This window comes from Rhizobium sp. ZPR4 (assembly GCF_040215725.1).
GTDB classification, from domain to species: Bacteria; Pseudomonadota; Alphaproteobacteria; order Rhizobiales; family Rhizobiaceae; genus Rhizobium; species Rhizobium rhizogenes_D.
Genome location: NZ_CP157969.1, coordinates 749,040 through 764,911, shown reverse-complemented (window position 1 = coordinate 764,911; position 15,872 = coordinate 749,040). Strand labels below are relative to the sequence as shown.

The window sequence follows — 15,872 nt, the reverse complement described above, 5'->3', positions numbered from 1 at the left end:
CCTTGGCAAGCCGATCCGAGGTGTTTTTCTTGACTCTTCAGGCGGCATTTCGTTCAAAACCTCGGTGGCCTTTTGCCGGCTGAGCGATGGGCAGCGATGACGGTATTGGCCATCAGCATGGCGATCGTCATCGGACCGACACCGCCCGGAACCGGCGTGATGGCGGCGGCGACTTCGGAGACTTCGCCATAGGCGACATCGCCCACCAGCCGGCTCTTGCCCTCGCCCCGCTCCGGTGCGTCGATGCGGTTGATGCCGACATCGATGACGGTCGCACCCGGCTTCACCCAATCCGCCTTGACCATCTCAGGCCGGCCGACGGCCGCCACCAGAATATCGGCACCCCTTGCCACCGCGGCGAGATCCTTCGTGCGCGAATGCGCCGTCGTGACCGTCGCATTGGCAGAAAGCAGCAATTGCGCCATCGGCTTGCCGAACAGATTGGAGCGGCCGATGACCACGGCGTTCAGACCCGACAGGTCGTCGCCATGGATGGAGCGCACCAAAAGCATGGCGCCGGCCGGCGTGCACGAGATCAGCCCGGTTTCGAGATCGCCGGTTGCCAGCTTGCCGGCATTGACGACATGCAACCCGTCGACATCCTTCTCCGGCTTGATCGACTGGATGATCGCATCGGAATTAAGATGCTTCGGCAACGGCAGCTGCACGAGAATGCCGTGGATGGACGGATCGTCATTTAGCGAAGCCACGAGCTTTGCCAATTCTTCCTGCGTCGTCTCGGCCGGCAGCGTGTGCTGGATGGAGTTGAAGCCGCATTCCCTGGCCATGCGGCCCTTGGCGCCGACATAGGTGTGGCTGGCCGGATCGTCGCCGACGATGACGACCGCAAGTCCGGTCTTCACGCCGGCCTCGTCTTCAAGCCCAACCGCTGCAGCCTTCACGGCCTCGATCACCGATGCCGCCGCTTGTTTCCCGTCGATCACTGTTGCGAGCGTCATCACTCACCCCATGCGCTCGGAGGCATAGGACCCCGGACTTGCCGGGAAGACGACGGTGCGGTTGCCGTTGAGGAAGGTGCGGAAGTGGATATGCGCATGGATGGCGCGGGCGAGAACCTGGCTCTCCACATCGCGGCCGATTGAGACATAGTCCTCGGCCGACTGCGCATGCGTGATGCGCGCCGTGTCCTGCTCGATGATCGGACCCTCGTCGAGATCGGCCGTCACATAATGCGCCGTCGCCCCGATCAGCTTCACCCCGCGCTCATAGGCCTGCTTGTAGGGGTTCGCCCCCTTGAAGGACGGCAGGAAGGAATGGTGGATGTTGATGATGCGGCCCGACATCTTCTGGCACATCGAATCCGACAGGATCTGCATGTAGCGGGCGAGCACGATCAGCTCCGTGCCGGTCTGCTCGACCACATCCATGATCCTGGCTTCCGCCTCCGGCTTGTTAGCCTTGGTCACCGGAATATGGTGGAAGGGGATGTCGTGGTTGACCACCACCTTCTGATAATCGAAATGGTTGGAGACGACGCCGACGATGTCGATCGGCAGGGCGCCGATCTTCCAGCGATAGAGCAGGTCGTTGAGGCAATGGCCGAAGCGCGAGACCATGAGCAGCACCTTCATGCGCTTCCTGGCATCGTGGATTTCTGACACCATGGCGAACTTCTCGGCGATCGGCTTGAAGCCTTCGGCGAGCGCTGCCTCGCCGACGCCTTCCTCGGAGATGAAGGAGACGCGCATGAAGAACATGCCGGTATCGAGATCGTCGAACTGGCTGGAATCGACGATATTGCAGCCCTCACCCGCCAGATAGTTCGAGATCGCCGCGACAATCCCCCGCGTCGACTTGCACGCCACTGTTAATACATAGCTCGTCATGCTGATCTTCCTCCGCCGTCCACGGCTGAAATTCCGCTGCTGTGTCGAGGGATTGCGCCCCGGCACAGCAGCCCATTCAGGCGTCTTTTTGCTACGCACTCAGATATCGAGCGTACTATCGCGCTCCCACTGCGTGAAATGCGAGCAGTAGGCGTTCCATTCCTGGTGCTTGAGCTTCAGATAGGCTTCGGAAAATTCCGAACCGATCGCCTGCTTCAGCCCCTCGTCCTCGTCATAGGCCCGCAAAGCATCGAGCAGATTGAGCGGCAGGCGCGGCGCATTCTTCACCAGGTGACCCTCCGCATACATGTCGATGTTGTGATGCGGTCCCGGATCGGCCCTGTTGCGAAGGCCATCGAGGCCGGCAGCGATGATGACCGCCTGCAGCAGATAGGGATTGACGGCGCCATCGGGCAGGCGCAGTTCGAAGCGGCCGGGGCCAGGCACGCGCACCATATGGGTGCGGTTGTTGCCGGTCCATGTCACGGTATTAGGAGACCAGGTGGCGCCCGATGTCGTGCGCGGGGCATTGATGCGCTTGTAGGAATTGACCGTCGGGTTGGTGATCGCCGCCAGCGACGAAGCGTGCTTCATGATGCCGCCAAGGAAATGCTTGCCCTCGGCCGACAGGCCGAATTCAGCCTCCCTGTCGGCAAAGACGTTGGTCCTGCCGTCATTGCTCCACACGGAGATATGGCAATGGCAGCCATTGCCGGTGAGCCCCTTGAAGGGCTTAGGCATGAAGGTGGCGCGAAGCCCGTGCTTCTCGGCAATCGACTTGACCATGAATTTGAAGAAGGAATGCTTGTCTGCCGTCTTCAGGGCATCGTCGAATTCCCAGTTCATCTCGAACTGGCCGTTGGCGTCCTCGTGATCGTTCTGATAGGCGCCCCAGCCGAGTTCCAGCATATAATCGCAGATCTCGGAAATGACGTCATAGCGCCGCATGACGGCCTGCTGGTCGTAGCAGGGCTTTTCCGCCGTATCATATTCGTCGGAAATCTTGGCGCCATCGGCCGTGATCAGGAAGAATTCGGCCTCGACGCCGGTTTTGACGCGCTTGCCGGCTGCTTCTGCTTCTTTCACAAGCTTCTTCAGCACGTTTCGCGGCGCCTGGGCGACCAGTTCGCCCTCCATCATGCAATCGGCCGCGACCCAGGCAACATCCTTCTTCCATGGGAGCTGGATGACGGAGGAGGCATCGGGTACGGCAAAAAGGTCGGGATGGGCAGGCGTCATGTCGAGCCATGTGGCGAAACCGGCAAAGCCGGCACCGTCTTCCTGCATGCCGGCAATCGCCTGAGCAGGCACCAGCTTGGCACGCTGGCCGGAAAAAAGATCCGTGTAGCTGATCATGAAATATTTGATGCCTTTGTCTTTGGCAAAGGCAGCAAGATCCAGTGTCATTCTCGTTCCCCTTTGGATTTCTTCGAGACACTTCGATGATGCGTGGTACGGCCGGGCCTTTCGGCCCGGCCGGAATGTCAAAAGCCTCCCTTGCCCGGATACCAGTTGGTGCCGGCGAGCGGGATCTGCGCCATGGCGGCAGCTTCCATCGTCAGAGCACAGAGATCTTCCGGTTCCAGGTTGTGCAGGTGATTCTTGCCACAAGCGCGTGCGATCGTCTGCGCTTCCAGCGTCATGACTTTCAGATAATTGGCAAGGCGCCGGCCAGCCGCAATCGGGTCGAGCCGGCTTGCAAGCTCCGGGTCCTGCGTCGTGATACCGGCCGGGTCCTTGCCCTCATGCCAGTCGTCATAGGCGCCGGCCGTCGTGCCGAGCTTCTGGTATTCCTCTTCCCATTTCGGATCGTTGTCGCCGAGCGCGACCAGCGCCGCCGTACCGATAGCAACCGCATCCGCGCCGAGCGCCAAAGCCTTCGCCACATCGGCACCGGACCGGATACCGCCGGAGATGATCAACTGCACCTTGCGATGCATGCCGAGATCCTGCAGCGCCTGGACGGCAGGGCGGATACAGGCAAGCGTCGGCATACCGACATTCTCGATGAAGACGTCCTGGGTCGCGGCCGTGCCGCCCTGCATGCCGTCAAGCACGACGACGTCGGCACCGGCTTTGACGGCGAGCGCCGTGTCATAATAGGGGCGCGCGCCACCGACCTTGACGTAGATCGGCTTTTCCCAATCAGTGATCTCGCGCAACTCCATGATCTTGATTTCGAGATCGTCCGGACCGGTCCAGTCCGGATGGCGGCAGGCCGAGCGCTGGTCGATGCCCTTGGGAAGATTGCGCATGTTGGCGACGCGATCGGAAATCTTCTGGCCAAGCAGCATACCGCCGCCACCTGGCTTCGCACCCTGCCCGACGACGACTTCGATCGCATCAGCGCGACGCAAGTCTTTCGGGTTCATGCCGTAACGCGACGGGAGATATTGGTAGACCAGCGTCTGCGAGTGGCCGCGTTCTTCGTCCGTCATGCCGCCGTCACCGGTCGTGGTCGACGTGCCGGCAATCGTCGCGCCCCGCCCGAGCGCCTCCTTGGCATTGCCCGAAAGCGCACCGAAGCTCATGCCGGCAATGGTGATCGGGGTCTTCAGCGTGATGGGCTTCTTGGCGAAACGGCTGCCGAGAACGACGGTCGTATCACACTTTTCGCGATAGCCTTCGAGTGGATAGCGCGAGATCGAAGCGCCGAGAAAGAGCAGATCGTCGAAATGCGGCACCTTGCGCTTCGTGCCGGCGCCACGGATATCGTAGATGCCTGTCGCCGCAGCGCGGCGGATTTCCGCCAGCGTATGATCGTCGAAGGTCGCCGACTTGCGGGGTGGCGTAGGTGGGTTGTGATAGCTCATGAGGTCCCCTTCGTCTCAATAGGCGTCGGCATTGTCGATGTTGAAATTATAGAGTTTGCGGGCCGATCCGTAGCGCTTGAACTCCTCAGGCTTGACGCCGCGCACGCCGGCCTTCTCAAGAAGTTCGGAGAGCTTTTCCAGATGCTCCGGGCGCATTTCCTTTTCGATGCAGTCCGAACCGAGGCTTTGGACCGAACCACGCACGAAAAGCTTGGCCTCGTAGAGGCTGTCGCCCAGTGCATCGCCGGCGTCACCCAGCACGACCAGATGACCGGACTGGCCCATGAAGGCCGACATATGGCCGATATTGCCGTAGACGACGATGTCGATGCCCTTCATCGAGATGCCGCAACGCGAGGCGGCATTGCCCTTGATGACGAGCAGCCCGCCGCGGCCGGTGGCGCCGGCATACTGGCTGGCATCGCCTTCGATGACGACGCTGCCGGACATCATGTTTTCGGCAACGCCCGGACCTGCCGAACCGTGTACGGTGACGTTGCCGCCATCGTTCATGCCGGCGCAGTAATAGCCGACAGACCCTTTGATATCGACGGTGACGGGCGCATCGATACCGGCGGCCACGGCATGATGGCCGCGCGGATTGACGACTTCGAAGGCCAGGTCGTTGGTGCCCTCGGGAAGGCCATGGAGGGCGCTATTGAGTTCGCGCAGCGGCGTGACGGATAGGTCGAAAACTGGCATATAGATCTCTCTCGATTGCGGCGCTTCTGATCAGGCGGCCTTTTCGTGATCCCAGAAATAGACGGTCGCCGGCTCCGGCTCCCAGATGCGGGCATTCTCAATGCCCGGCAGATTGACCAGCGCGCGATATTCGGAGCCGAAGGCGACATATTGATCGGTTTCGGCCATGACCGCCGGCTTGCAGGCGATGGGATCGCGAACGACGCCGAAACCCGACTTTGTGCCGACGACGAAGGTGAAGAAGCCGTCGAGATCGTCGACCGCGCTTTCCAGTGCCGCGCCGAGATCTTTGCCTTTCGCCATTTCGGCGGTGAGGTAGGCGGCGGCGACTTCCGTGTCGTTTTCCGTCTCGAACGTCATGCCCTCGCGCTTCAGCTCGCGTCGCAGGTTGTTGTGGTTCGACAGCGAACCATTGTGAACCAGGCACTGGTCCGACCCTGTCGAGAAGGGATGGGCACCAAGCGTGGTGACGGCCGACTCGGTCGCCATGCGGGTATGGCCGATGCCGTGCGTGCCGGACATGGCGGTGACACCGAAGCGCGAGACCACGTCCTTCGGCAGGCCGACTTCCTTGTAGATTTCGACGGTATCGCCGCTGCTCATGACGCGGATGTTCGGACGCGATGCCGTCAGGGCCGCCCTGCCTTCGTCGAGCTTGTCCTTGGCAAGCGTGATGACCGCATGCGTGCTCTTGACCGTCACCGAAACGGGCACGTCGAGGGCGCGCCTCAGCTCATATTCCAGCCCGTCGAAATCCTTTATCGGATCGGCCGACTGAACGGTTATCTTCGCCGTGGCGCCATTATCGTTGCCGTAGATCGCAATGCCCGCGCTATCAGGTCCGCGATCGGTCATCGTGATCAGCATGGAAGATAGAAGCGCGCCGAGTTTCGGCTCCAGCGCCTTATCCTTCAAGAAAAGACCGACAATTCCGCACATGCCCAAAGCCTCCGTTTTCGCATCTGCAAAAATGGCTATCAGGTCCCTTGCGGTTTTTCAACTCAAAAGAATAAATTTTTCTTTTAAGGCAAGTCAGTCGGTCTTGCCCCGCTGTGGGTAACTGATGATCGACAGGTATTTTGCCGGCAGTTTTACCAGCACCTCCGGGCCATGCGGCGCGTCGGCATCGAAGAAGAGACTGTCGCCGGGCTGCATGGGATAAAGCTGGTCGCCGTGGCGGTACATCACCTCGCCTTCCAGCATGTAGAGGAACTCCATCCCCTCATGCTGGAACGTCGGGAAGACGTCGGAATCGGCAGTCAACGTGATGAGATAGGGCTCGACGATGACGCCGCTCGAATTGTTGTCGATATGGCCGAGCAGATTATATTGATGTCCCGCCCGCGTGCCACGCCGCTCGAGTTCGACGCCCTGGCCAGCCTTGACGAAGACGGCGTTGCGCGGCTCTTCATAGCGGCGGAAGAAGGCGGTCAGCGGCACCCCGAGCGCGCGCGACAGCGATTGCAGCGTCGTCAGCGACGGCGAGATATTGCCGTTCTCGATCTTCGACAGCATCCCGAGCGAGATACCGGTCGCGGCGGCAAGATCCGTCACGGTGATGCCGAGCTTCTTGCGATAGGCGCGAACCTCGTGGCCGATCGCCATTTCGAGATTGTTTTCCTTGGGCTCGCGCACCGCATGCGGATTCTGCAGGAAAGCCGAGCGTCCGCCATGGGATGGGTCGTCGGCCGCTATTTTATCTGCCTTGGTTTTCATTCTATATCCTTTTTGCCGGCAGGGCTTGCTGGGAAGAAGTCTATCCTCCCAGTGAAATTTTCTCAACTGCGACGAAAATCAGGTGCGGCGCGTATCGCCGGGCGCGATCCCATAGAGAGAGCGATAGGCCCGCGAGAAATGCGCGCCGCTGGAAAAGCCGGTGGCGACGGCGATTTCGGAAATCGAAAGCGGGCTCTGTTCCAGGAGCCGTCTGGCATGCTGCAGCCTTATCCGCCGATATTGCTCAAGGAATGTCGATCCGAGATGAGCGGCAAACAGCCGGTCGAGATGACGCGGCGTGACCCCGGCAATCCGGGCCATGGCAGCACGGTCGAGCGGCATTTCGATCGTCTCTTCCATCTTTTCGAGCACGCTCAGCAAGCCCGGATGATGAACGCCGTAACGCTCGGCAAGCGAACCGCGCTGCGGCGCTGCGGGCTCGCCAACTTCGGTGTGCAGATACCAGTCACTGACGCGCCGGGCAAAATCAGCGCCCATGCGTTCGGATATCAGCACATGCATCATATCGAGCGGCGCAATGCCACCGCCGCAGGTGATGCGGTTGCCGTCGATGACGAAGCGCGCCTGGCGTGGCGTAAGCGTGGGGAAAGCTTCAAGCAGTGCCGGCGCATGCTCCCAATGAATGGTGAAATCGCGCTCGGCCAGAAGCCCGGCGGCCGCCAGCAGATAGGGACCGCCGGAAATGCCGCCGATACGAACGCCTTCGCGTGCGAGCTGACGCAGGCAGGCAAGAACCGAAGGGTAGTGCCAGTCCCGGGGCGAGCCGCCGGCGCAAACGAAGACCGTGCCGAGATCAGACCCACGACCGGGGAGAGGTTCGGCCGGCACCGGAACGCCACCCGATGATACCGCCGGCGCACCGTCCGGCGAGAAAGTCGATAATCGGTAGATTTCGCGCCCGGCCAGAAGATTGGCGGCGCGCAATGGTTCACTCGCGGATGCAAAAGACATCAGGGCGAATCCCGGGATCAGGATGAAACCGATGTTTTGGGTATTTCTGATGTCGACTTGAGCCATGTCCCTTTTCTATCGAAATAGGTCCCAATCAGGCAAGTCGACATTTTTCACTCTGTCATCATGAGCGCAGTTCAAAGCGGACCTGACCATGCGCTATTCGGCTTTCTCTGTCTTCCTCAACGGCCTACGCGGCAATACCGGCTGGGCGCCAGCCTGGCGGCAGCCGCAACCGAAGCCACATTATGATGTCATCATCGTCGGTGGCGGCGGCCATGGGCTGGCAACAGCCTATTATCTCTCCAAGACCTTCGGCATCACCAATGTCGCTGTTCTGGAAAAGGGCTACCTAGGCTCTGGCAATATCGGCCGCAACACGACGATCATCCGTTCCAACTACCTGCTGCCCGGCAACAATCCCTTTTACGAGCTGTCGATGAAGCTCTGGGAAGGGCTGGAGCAGGACTTCAATTTCAACGCCATGGTCTCGCAGCGCGGCGTGCTCAACCTCTTCCACTCGGATGCACAGCGCGACGCCTACACTCGGCGCGGCAATGCCATGCGCCTGCACGGCGTCGATGCCGAGCTGCTCGACCGCGAGGCTGTCCGCAAGAAGCTGCCCTTCCTCGACTTTGAAAACGCCCGTTTCCCGATCATGGGTGGCCTGCTGCAGGCGCGCGGCGGCACGGTGCGCCACGATGCGGTTGCCTGGGGCTATGCCCGCGGCGCCGACAGCCGCGGCGTCGATATCATCACCGGCTGCGAAGTCACCGGTATCCGCACCGAAAACGGCCGCGTGACCGGTGTCGAAACCACCAAGGGCTTCATCGGCTGCGGCAAGCTGGCGCTGGCTGCAGCCGGCAATTCCACCGTGGTCGCCGACATGGCGGGGCTGCGCCTGCCGATCGAAAGTCATGTACTGCAGGCTTTCGTCTCCGAGGGCCTGAAGCCGTTCATCGACTGCGTCGTCACCTTCGGCGCCGGCCATTTCTATGTCTCGCAATCCGACAAGGGCGGCCTCGTCTTCGGCGGCGATATCGACGGCTACAATTCCTATGCCCAGCGCGGCAATCTCGCGACCGTCGAACATGTCGCCGAAGCCGGCGTGGCGATGATCCCGGCGCTGACGCGGGTGCGCTACCTGCGCACATGGGGCGGCGTCATGGACATGAGCATGGACGGCTCGCCGATCATCGACCGCACCCATCTCGACAATCTCTATCTGAACGCCGGCTGGTGCTACGGCGGCTTCAAGGCAACGCCGGCATCAGGCTACTGCTATGCCCATCTGATCGCCCGCAACGAGCCGCATGAAACAGCGACGCAGCTGCGCCTCGATCGCTTTCGGCGCGGCTACCAGATCGATGAAAAGGGCGTCGGCGCCCAACCGAACCTGCATTGAGGACATGATACGATGGCAAGCCTAATTTCCTGCCCTCATTGCGGAACTCGTCCCAAGGAAGAGTTCACCATCAAAGGGGATGCGAACCTCACCCGCCCGGCAGCCGATGCCAGTTCGGAAGACTGGTTCGACTACGTCTATCTTCGCGGCAATCCGAAAGGACTGCATAAGGAATATTGGCATCATTCCTCCGGCTGCCGCCGCTGGCTGATTGTCGAGCGCGACACGGTTACCCACAAGGTCCATGGCGTCAGCGACGCGGCGCTTGCCAAGCTTGGAGGTGGCGCATGAGCAGCTATCGTCTTTCCTCCGGCGGCCGGATCGATCGCGCCAAAACCATTGCCTTCAGCTTCGACGGCAAGGACCTCACTGGCCATCCCGGCGACACGCTTGCATCTGCTTTGCTTGCCAACGGCATCCAGCTCGTCGGGCGCAGCTTTAAATACCATAGGCCGCGCGGCATCCTGACGGCGGGAGCCGCCGAACCCAACGCACTCGTGACGACCGGCACAGGCGGTCGAACGGAAGCCAATACCCGCGCCACGATGATCGAGCTTCACGACCGGCTGATCGCCCGCAGCCAGAACCGCTGGCCCTCGCTCGGCTTCGATGTCGGCGCCGTCAACGGCCTGCTCTCCCCCTTCCTCAGCGCCGGCTTCTACTACAAGACCTTCATGTGGCCCGCCGCCTTCTGGGAGAAGATCTACGAGCCGTTGATCCGCAAGGCCGCCGGTCTCGGCAAGGCGTCCTATGAGGCCGACCCCGATTCCTATGAAAAGTGTTGGGCGCATTGCGATCTGCTCATCATCGGCGCCGGACCTACGGGTCTTGCCGCAGCACTGACAGCGGGGCGCGCCGGTGCGCGCGTCATCCTCGCAGATGAAGGCTTCGAGCTCGGCGGCAGTTTACTTTCGGAACCCAGCTCATCGCTCAAGGAGATGCTGGTCGAACTTAACGGCCTGCCCAACGTGCAATGCCTGCCGCGCACGACGGTTATCGGCTGGTACGACGACAATGTCTTCGGCGCGGTCGAGCGTGTCCAGAAGCATGTGGCAACGCCCGACCCGCGTCAGCCGGTCGAACGCCTCTGGCGCATCATCGCCAAGCAGGCGATCCTTGCGACCGGTGCCGAGGAGCGGCCGCTCGTCTTCGGCGGCAACGATATTCCAGGCGTGATGATGGCTGGCGCCATGCGCAGCTATCTGAACAGGCAAGCGGTCGCTCCCGGCAAGCGTACCGTTATCTTCACGACCAACAGTTCCGGCTACCGGACCGCTGCTGATCTTGAGGCGGCAGGTATGGAGGTGGCCGCCGTCGTCGATACGCGCGGTAATGGCGGCGAAGATTGGAACGGCAAGGCTCGGGTGCTGACCGGCGCATGCATCATCGACGCGCTTGGCAGAAAGCAGGTGCGTGGGGTCAGCATTGCGAGCGGATCGGGTACGCAGGAGATTGATGCCGATGCTCTGGCCATGTCCGGCGGCTGGAGCCCGATCATCCATCTCGCCTGCCATCGCGGCGCAAGGCCGGTCTGGTCGGAAAAACACGGAGCCTTCCTCGTGCCGGAAAGACAGGATGGCTTGCTGATTGCCGGCTCCGCGGCAGGCCTTGCCTCCACCGAGATTTGCCTTAGCGACGGAGCACGCAAGGCCGCCGAGGCATTGGAGGCAATCGGCTTTGGCAAGGTTGACCCCGCCTTTGTTTCAGCAGAGGAAACATCACCCACTGCCACGCCGCTATGGTACGTCAAAGGCGGCAAGGGCAAGGCTTTCGTCGACTATCAGAATGACGTTCACTTGAAAGACCTTGGTCTCGCCGTGCGTGAGGGCTATGGCGATGTCGAGCTTGCCAAGCGCTATACGACGAACGGCATGGCGACGGACCAGGGCAAGCTTTCCAATATCAACGCCATCGGCATTCTCGCCGAGGCTCGCGGCGTCTCGCCGGCCGAGGTCGGGACCACGACGTTCCGGCCCTTCTATACGCCTGTTTCCTTCGGCGCGCTGACAGGTACTTCGCGGGCTAAGCATTTCCAGCCGGCACGCAAATCCCCCTTGCATGCATGGGCGAAGAAAAACGGCGCGGTCTTCGTCGAGACCGGCCTCTGGTACCGCTCCTCCTGGTTTCCGCGGGACGGCGAAAAGACCTGGCGCGAAAGCGTGGATCGCGAAGTTTTGAACATCCGCAGGAATGCCGGGATCTGCGACGTCTCGACGCTCGGCAAGATCGAGATCTTCGGCAAGGATGCGTCAACCTTCCTCGACCGCATCTATTGCAACGGCTTTGCCAAGCTTTCCGTCGGCAAGGCGCGCTACGGCATCATGCTGCGCGAAGACGGCATGATCTATGACGACGGCACGACCAGCCGCTTGAGCGAAGACCATTTCTTCATGACCACGACGACGGCGCTCGCGGCCGGCGTGCTGACGCATCTAGAATTCTGCGCCCAGACGCTGTGGCCCGAGCTGGACGTCTATTTTGCATCGTCGACCGATCAATGGGCACAGATGGCGGTGGCCGGCCCGAAATCCCGGGCGATCCTCTCCGAAATTGTCGATGACGACATTTCCGACGCGGCTTTCCCGTTCATGAGCGCACGCGCGGTCTCCCTGTTCGGCGGTAAGCTCCAGGGTCGCCTCTTCCGCATATCCTTCTCCGGCGAACTCGCCTATGAGCTCGGCGTGCCCGCAGCCTACGGCGAATCGGTTGCCGACGCCATCATGCTGACGGGCCAAAGCCACGAGATCTGTGCCTATGGAGCCGAGGCGCTTGGCGTGCTCCGCATCGAGAAGGGCCACGTCACCCATGCCGAGATCAACGGCACGGTAACGCCTGATGATCTTGGCTTTGCCCGCATGGTTTCGGCAACGAAGCCCGATTTCATCGGCAAAGCGATGCTTCAACGCGAAGGCCTGCAGGCAGCTGACCGGCCTCGCCTCGTCGGCGTCAAACCGGTCAACCCGGCAACCAGTTTCCGCACCGGCGCCCATATCCTGGCGGAAGGCGCGGCCGCGACGCTCGAAAACGACCAGGGCTACGTGACATCGAGCGCCTTTTCGCCGAGCCTTGGCCATACGATCGGGCTCGCCCTCATCAAGAGCGGCCCGGAGCGCATCGGTGAGAAGATCATCGTCTGGAACGGCCTTAGAAACGAATTCACGGATGCGGTGATCTGCAGTCCCGTCTTCATCGACCCTCAGAACGAGAAACTCCATGCCTGATTTGCCGACATCGAAGCCGGTGCTTGCCGGCAAGGCCGTTTTGCAGGGCGGAACCATCCGGCTGGAGGCCCAGCCCGAAGGTCACCTTCTGCATGTGATGGGCGCGACCACGAGCGAAGAGATTGTCACCCATCTTCTGGCGGCCGGCCTTAGGCAAAGTTCCGTACGCCCAGCGGGATACCGGCAATGGTTCATCGCCGGCAATGAGCAGCTCGCTGAATCCCAAAGACAGGCGCTTGCCGACGCCCTGACAGGCCGCGCCTTCATCTGCGACCAAAGCCACGGCCGTATCCGTATCCTCGTTTCCGGCCTGAACGCTGCCCGGATGCTCAACAAAGGCACGGCGGTCGACCTGCATCCATCGAGCTTCCCGGAAGGAGGCAGTGCCATGACGCTTTTCGGTCATATCTCTGTGCAGCTCACGCGCATCGGTATGAACGATTTCGAGCTGACCGTGCTGCGCAGCTTTGCGGAATCGCTTTATGAGGAGCTTGAGGCTCTGGCTCGATCTCAGGGTGCCGAGCAGCTCACGCTCCGAGCCGCATCCAAGGAATCCTGACGCAGGCATATTCCGGCAAGGCCACCTCGCCTGCAGCTGCTATGCGCGCAAAGCGCGAGGCGCGCCTTCAAGCACAACGTTAGTAAGAAGAACTTATAATTAGACTCCTGTTAACCATCTTGCGTTTAAAGATTGTTAATCGAGAGGCAAATCCGCCTTCCCAGTTTTTGCGAATAATCGTTCATGTCGATCATCCACGCCCTCAGCGCAAATAGCGGTCGCCTCATCAGAATCACCTTCGGTCCAGGGGGACGCGAGCGACCGCCGGTGCGTGCCACCGGTAAAGCCAAGCTCGCCAAAGCCCGCATCATGATGCTCGCAGGTGGGCTGGTGGTCTGCTATGTGGCGATCTTCGCTAGGCTTACCTATTTCGATATGGAGCCGAGGACCGACACGTCGGCGATTCCGCCGGATCATATCAGCGCCGCGCGGCCGGATATCGTCGACAGAAACGGCGAATTGCTTGCGACCGATATCCGTACCGTCTCGATGTTTGCCGAGCCCAACCGCGTGGTCGATCCGGACGAGGCTGTGGAGAAAATCGCCTCGATCTTTCCCGATATCGACCGCAAGTCACTCTATAAAAAGCTTTCCGACCGCCGCTCGCATTTTGCCTGGCTGCGTCGGCAGCTGACGCCGAAGGAACAGAGCGAGATCCTGGCGCTCGGCATCCCGGCGATCGGGTTTCGGCCTGAGGTCAAGCGCTTCTATCCGGGAGGGCGCACCGCCGCGCATATTCTCGGCTATGTCGATATCGACAATCACGGCGTCGCCGGGATGGAGAAATATCTCGACATGCAGGGCCTGTCGGATCTCGCTTCCACGGGCCTGACGAGCCGCGACCAGCTGGAGCCGGTGCGACTGTCGATCGACCTGCGTGTACAGAGCGTCGTTCACGACGTGGTGTCGGACGCGATCGGCCGCTACCAGAGTCAGGCGGCCGGCGCCGTCATCCTCGACATCCACACCGGCGAAGTGCTGGCCATGGCCTCGGCCCCGGATTTCGACCCGAACGATCCGCAGGGGGATGTCAAAGGCTGGCTGAATCGCATGTCGAACGGCACCGACGAAATGGGCTCGGTGTTCAAGACCTTCTCGATCGCGATGGCCATCGACACGGGCATGGTCAAGCTGACGGACACTTTCGACGCCAGCGCTCCCCTGCATTATGGCGGCTTCACCATCCATGATGACCGCGACGTGCCGCGGCGTGTTCTGTCTATCCCGGAAATCTTCCGCTATTCGTCCAACATCGGCACAGCCAAGATGATGGACAAGGTGGGCATGACTATCCAGAAGTCCTATCTGACCCGCTTCGGGCTATTGACGAAGATGCAGACGGAACTGCCCGAGGTGAAAGCGCCCAGCCAGCCAAAAGTCTGGAAGAAGCTCAACTCCATAACCATAGCCTTCGGCCACGGCGTCGCCACTACGCCGATGCAGACCGCCGTCGCCGGCGCAGCTCTCATTGACGGCGGCAAGCTGATCGAGCCTTCCTTCCTTCCGCGCACACAGGAAGAGGCGGAAAAGACCGAAACGATGATCGTCAAGAAGAGCACCAGCGACACGATCCGCTACCTCTTCCGTCTCAATGGCGAGCAGGGTACCGGCAGAGCCGCCGACGTCCCCGGCTATCATGTCGGCGGGAAGACCGGCACCGCAAACAAGGTCATTCACGGCGTTTATTCGCACAAGCTCAGTTTCAATTCGTTCCTGGCGGCGTTCCCAATGAATAACCCGAAATACGTGGTGCTGGCCTTCATCGACCAGCCGCTGACGGGCGTGCACAACCTCAATCTTGCTGCCGAAACGGCAGCACCCATGGTCCACGATATCATCGGCCGCGCCGCGCCGCTGCTGGGCGTCGAACCGGATTTCGGGTCGAACCTGCTCGCCGCATACTGAGGATTCGGGTCGCTGTGACCATGTCCGCGAAGATCGCGACAGTCAGACGGTGCTATAGCCGCAGCCGCGCAGGAAAAAAGCAGCTGCCTCGCGCGCATGGTTCTCCATCTGCTCCTTTACCGGTGTCAGATCGGCGTGAAACAATGAAGATATCATCATCGGCAGCAGCACCAGATCGATGAAGTATCGAGTCGTGGCTTCAAGGTTAGCCGGCGCGAAGGCAGCCAGTGACCTGAGCTCTTCGGCCTCCGCCAATTCTGCCACAAGCTTCATCGCGGTAGCCGTTCCATGCGCCCGCATGGCATAGTGGATCGTCGTTGCGAGATCCGGATGACGTGTCGCCTCGCCGATCACGCTGCGTATAAGCCCGATAGTCTCCGTCCTGATGGCGCGCTGGACGATTAAGACACCTGCGGATTGGAAGCGTTCAAGAATGCTGCCGGATGTCGCGGAAGCCACCATCTCGCCTGATCTCTGCGCCCAGCGGATGACGACTTCTCTGAACAGGGTCTCCTTGTTGGTGAAGCGCGCATAGATGCTCGGCTTGCCGGCTCTCGCGACTTCGGCAATCTCGTCAATGCTTGCGCCCTCATAGCCGCGCGTGATGAAGACCTGAAGGGCAGCCTGCAGAATTCTGTCCTCGACCTCGCCTGCTCTCTCCCGCGGCGGACGACCACGTCGCGTTGCATTTGTCTTTGCCGGTGTAATTTGGGGTTTTGCCATTTCTCGCGG

General features: G+C 61.0%; 14 protein-coding genes. 5 read left to right on the top strand and 9 right to left on the bottom strand.

Annotation, left to right across the window (positions count from 1 at the left end; all coding sequences use genetic code 11):
• Positions 1-53 precede the first annotated feature (53 nt).
• The 8 genes from folD to ABOK31_RS31220 all read right to left on the bottom strand — a co-directional run bounded on the left by folD (position 54) and on the right by ABOK31_RS31220 (position 8,116).
• Entirely contained in the window at positions 54-959 is a 906-nt protein-coding gene (gene folD / locus ABOK31_RS31255) for a bifunctional methylenetetrahydrofolate dehydrogenase/methenyltetrahydrofolate cyclohydrolase FolD (protein WP_349961517.1), read from the bottom strand.
• A 3-nt stretch (positions 960-962) separates the two neighbouring features.
• Positions 963-1,847 carry a formyltetrahydrofolate deformylase gene (gene purU / locus ABOK31_RS31250; protein ID WP_349961516.1) on the bottom strand — a complete coding sequence of 295 codons (885 nt, stop codon included), beginning with the start codon at positions 1,845-1,847 and terminating at the stop codon, positions 963-965.
• A gap of 99 nt (positions 1,848-1,946) precedes the next feature.
• Positions 1,947-3,254: a type III glutamate--ammonia ligase gene (gene glnT, locus ABOK31_RS31245; RefSeq protein ID WP_174172854.1), complete on the bottom strand. Its 1,308-nt coding sequence runs from the start codon at positions 3,252-3,254 to the stop codon at positions 1,947-1,949.
• Between the two features lie 77 nt (positions 3,255-3,331).
• The gene (locus ABOK31_RS31240) at positions 3,332-4,660 is read right to left on the bottom strand and encodes an FMN-binding glutamate synthase family protein (protein WP_092716799.1); all 1,329 of its coding nucleotides are present in this window, start codon (positions 4,658-4,660) and stop codon (positions 3,332-3,334) included.
• Positions 4,661-4,675: 15 nt separating this feature from the next.
• Positions 4,676-5,362: a GXGXG domain-containing protein gene (locus ABOK31_RS31235; RefSeq protein WP_174172853.1), complete on the bottom strand. Its 687-nt coding sequence runs from the start codon at positions 5,360-5,362 to the stop codon at positions 4,676-4,678.
• Positions 5,363-5,392: 30 nt separating this feature from the next.
• Positions 5,393-6,301: a glutamine amidotransferase family protein gene (locus tag ABOK31_RS31230; protein ID WP_349961515.1), complete on the bottom strand. Its 909-nt coding sequence runs from the start codon at positions 6,299-6,301 to the stop codon at positions 5,393-5,395.
• Positions 6,302-6,394: 93 nt separating this feature from the next.
• The gene (locus ABOK31_RS31225) at positions 6,395-7,078 is read right to left on the bottom strand and encodes a helix-turn-helix domain-containing protein (RefSeq protein ID WP_174172851.1); all 684 of its coding nucleotides are present in this window, start codon (positions 7,076-7,078) and stop codon (positions 6,395-6,397) included.
• Between the two features lie 78 nt (positions 7,079-7,156).
• Positions 7,157-8,116: a GlxA family transcriptional regulator gene (locus tag ABOK31_RS31220; protein WP_349961512.1), complete on the bottom strand. Its 960-nt coding sequence runs from the start codon at positions 8,114-8,116 to the stop codon at positions 7,157-7,159.
• Between the two features lie 88 nt (positions 8,117-8,204).
• Here ABOK31_RS31220 and ABOK31_RS31215 point away from each other — a divergent pair, with 88 nt between their 5' ends.
• From ABOK31_RS31215 to ABOK31_RS31195, 5 genes are all read left to right on the top strand, one after another.
• Positions 8,205-9,455 carry a sarcosine oxidase subunit beta family protein gene (locus tag ABOK31_RS31215; RefSeq protein ID WP_174172849.1) on the top strand — a complete coding sequence of 417 codons (1,251 nt, stop codon included), beginning with the start codon at positions 8,205-8,207 and terminating at the stop codon, positions 9,453-9,455.
• Positions 9,456-9,467: 12 nt separating this feature from the next.
• On the top strand, positions 9,468-9,746 hold the full coding sequence (locus ABOK31_RS31210; RefSeq protein WP_349961510.1) for a sarcosine oxidase subunit delta: 279 nt from the start codon (positions 9,468-9,470) through the stop codon (positions 9,744-9,746).
• Positions 9,743-12,676 (top strand): sarcosine oxidase subunit alpha family protein, encoded by a 2,934-nt coding sequence (locus tag ABOK31_RS31205; protein ID WP_349961508.1) that lies wholly within the window; start codon positions 9,743-9,745, stop codon positions 12,674-12,676. The genes ABOK31_RS31210 and ABOK31_RS31205 overlap by 4 nt, the downstream gene beginning before the upstream one ends.
• A complete protein-coding gene (locus ABOK31_RS31200) occupies positions 12,669-13,235 on the top strand; it encodes a sarcosine oxidase subunit gamma family protein (RefSeq protein WP_349961506.1) in 567 nt (188 codons plus the stop codon). Before ABOK31_RS31205 ends, ABOK31_RS31200 begins: the two co-directional genes overlap by 8 nt.
• 183 nt (positions 13,236-13,418) lie before the next feature.
• On the top strand, positions 13,419-15,140 hold the full coding sequence (locus ABOK31_RS31195; protein WP_174172845.1) for a penicillin-binding protein 2: 1,722 nt from the start codon (positions 13,419-13,421) through the stop codon (positions 15,138-15,140).
• 42 nt (positions 15,141-15,182) lie between these two features.
• On the opposite strand, the gene ABOK31_RS31190 is transcribed toward ABOK31_RS31195, so the two are convergent.
• A complete protein-coding gene (locus tag ABOK31_RS31190; RefSeq protein ID WP_349961504.1) occupies positions 15,183-15,863 on the bottom strand; it encodes a TetR/AcrR family transcriptional regulator in 681 nt (226 codons plus the stop codon).
• Between the last annotated feature and the right edge of the window lie 9 nt (positions 15,864-15,872).